The 2,470-nt window shown below is 67.0% G+C and carries 1 protein-coding gene; it reads right to left on the bottom strand.

Annotated features, from left to right (window positions below):
- A partial coding sequence (locus tag IAE27_RS29160; RefSeq protein ID WP_200093414.1) for an ImcF-related family protein occupies window positions 1-2,470 on the bottom strand: 2,470 nt, incomplete at both ends.

Raw genomic sequence — 2,470 nt, 5'->3', positions numbered from 1 at the left:
TCCGTACTGAGAAAACGGTCAATACGTCCGGTATCGCGGCGGATAAACGCCGCCAGCATCGGCAGCGAAGCGTCGCTCTTCCCGGCCGCAAAGGGATAGCGCCCCTGAAACGCCGCATTCCAGTTCGCGACCACGGAGCGCTGCCACGCCTCGTTCAGGCTGGCCGCCGACGGCTGCAGTACCGCCTCCCGGGCCTGAGTCAGCGGCTGAACAAACATCGTCTGCCCGAAACCGCGCCACGCCTCACCGAGGCTGGCCGCCACCAGGCTGCCGTACTCCTGCGTGTCGGTCAGCTCCACGCTCCGGCCCCGGAACACCGTCTGCGCCAGCTGCTGCATCATCGCCTGCGGGTCGGCGGCATTCGCCACCTGCTGGAGTTTCAGGCGCAGGCGGGTGATACGGGTGAGCCAGGTCTGTAAGCTGAGCGAGCTGTCGGCAGCCATCACCTTCTGCGCGCTGTTTTGGCCCGTCAGGGTCAGCAGCGGGCCGAAGGTGCTGTCCAGCGGGCCGCGAGGACCGGCTGCCTGCTGGTCAATGACCGGCTTTTTATCCCTACCCGGCAGATTTTTCGCCGTCCTCATCAGGGAATCAGAGATAGCCTCCCCCTGCTCCCCGGTCTGCCCCTGCCAGGCCAGGGTGTTCATCAGCGCAATCAGCGGCGACTGGCGGACATCGCCGGTCAGGGTGAGCTGGTCGGTGACATCGGTAATGTTGTGCGCCGGATTCAGCCGGATGCTGTTAAGGAAGTTCAGCCACGCTCCGGCAAAATCGGTAAAGTAGCGGTTCGTCAGCCGCTGTTTCAGCGCCTCCGGCGAGACATCCGTGGACACGGTGTTACGGTTGTCGCTCAGCACCCAGTCGATTTCATCGCGCCGCGAGGCCACGGCGGCGTCGATGGCGTCCTGAATCCCGCCTTCCCACGCCTGGCGGGTGAACATTCCCGGCACCACCTCGTCCGTGCTGAACAGACGGCGGGCGTCGGTCTGCGGCGTCATGTCCTGAAGCGTCATATCGGCATAGTTGCGCCGGACGGCCGTCAGCATGTTCTCATAGAGCGTGCTTTCGGCGTTGCGCTGGCCTGTCTGCTCCAGCAGCACCCTGCGCACCTGCGCCACCAGCGCCGCATCCGGCGTGATTTTCCAGGACGGCTGCGCGGGCAGGCTCTGCATGTAAAAGGTGTGCAAATCCGGCGCCATCTCCTGCCACAGCGCCGGGGACAGCCCCGGACGGGACGGTTCGGCGGTTTTCATCACCTGCGCAAAAAACGCGGCGTCCGCCTTCTCCGGGTGCGCCATCATCAGGTACGCCTTCAGCTGGTCGTAGCCCGGCTTCGCCCGTTTCTCGCGCAGCGGACTGCGCGGCGGCAGGTCTGCCAGCGCGTTCAGCTGCTTTGTGAGCGCCTGCGCCGCCGCATCGCGTATCAGCCGGTTATTCGCCTGCCCGTACCACGGCATCAGGGCCGCCAGCAGCGGGGCGTTATGGTCCAGCCCGAAGCGCTGATACCAGGGCGCGCCATGCGCCTGCTGATGCTGTAACCGTCCGATATCGTTACGCAGCGCCTGCAGCGCCATCAGCTGTTCATCATTCACCGCAGGAGAGCTCACCAGCAGCTGCGCCGCGCTGACAATATGCTGGCGGTTAACGGCGAAGGAGACCAGGCTGCCCGCCCCCCACAGGGCCATCAGCGACAGGGCAATAACCCCCGATGTGCGCTGCCAGGGCAGACCGGCCCGCACGCCCCGCGCCTGAGCGCAGTCCGCCGTCACTCCCTGCCAGACCGCCGGAGCGGACCAGCGGTGAGGATGTGGCGTCTCCCCGGCGGTCGTGTCCGGCGCCAGCGGCGGGCTGAACATCAGGCCGCGCAGCGGAACGCGCTGCAGGCGCTCCGTCAGCCAGGGCGTCAGCAGCGTACGCCAGCGGGCAATGCCGCTCCCCTCAAGCGTGCGCCCCAGGCGCAGCAGATAATCATGGGCCGGGTCAGCGCACAGCTGCTGCATTCCCCTTTCCCCCAGGGACGGCAGAATGGCGCGGAGTTGTTGCGCCACCCCCTCCGGCGTGGCGCCGGGCGGGAACAGCGCCCCCACCGTCTGGCTGATGCGGGTATCCTGCGGCCAGGCGCTGTCAGTCACCTGCCACAGGTACACCGGCGGCTGCCAGCGCAGGGCCTCTCCGACCTGCCCGAGGGTGCGAAGATGGTTATCCAGGGTAGCGCAGGTCGCCTGCGCCTCATCAAGCGCCAGCACGATGCCGTCCAGCGGACGGCTGCGGCGCAGCTTGCGCAGGGCGGCCAGGCGTTCAGTATCCGGCGCCGATGACAGAGTGCCGCCGTAAATCAGCACCGTGCGGTGGCCTTCGAGCCACTGCTTTTCCGCCAGACCGGGGGCGATGGCGGCAATGTGCGCGGGTTCACCGGCCACCAGCAGCAGGCGGACTTTGTGGCGCCAGAAACGGGTATAGCGGCGGCGGAGAT

Source organism: Klebsiella sp. S69 (assembly GCF_016516145.1).
Taxonomy (GTDB): Bacteria; Pseudomonadota; Gammaproteobacteria; order Enterobacterales; family Enterobacteriaceae; genus Klebsiella; species Klebsiella oxytoca.
Note: the sequence above shows the minus strand (reverse complement) of the source record. Positions and strands in the feature narration are given on the sequence as shown.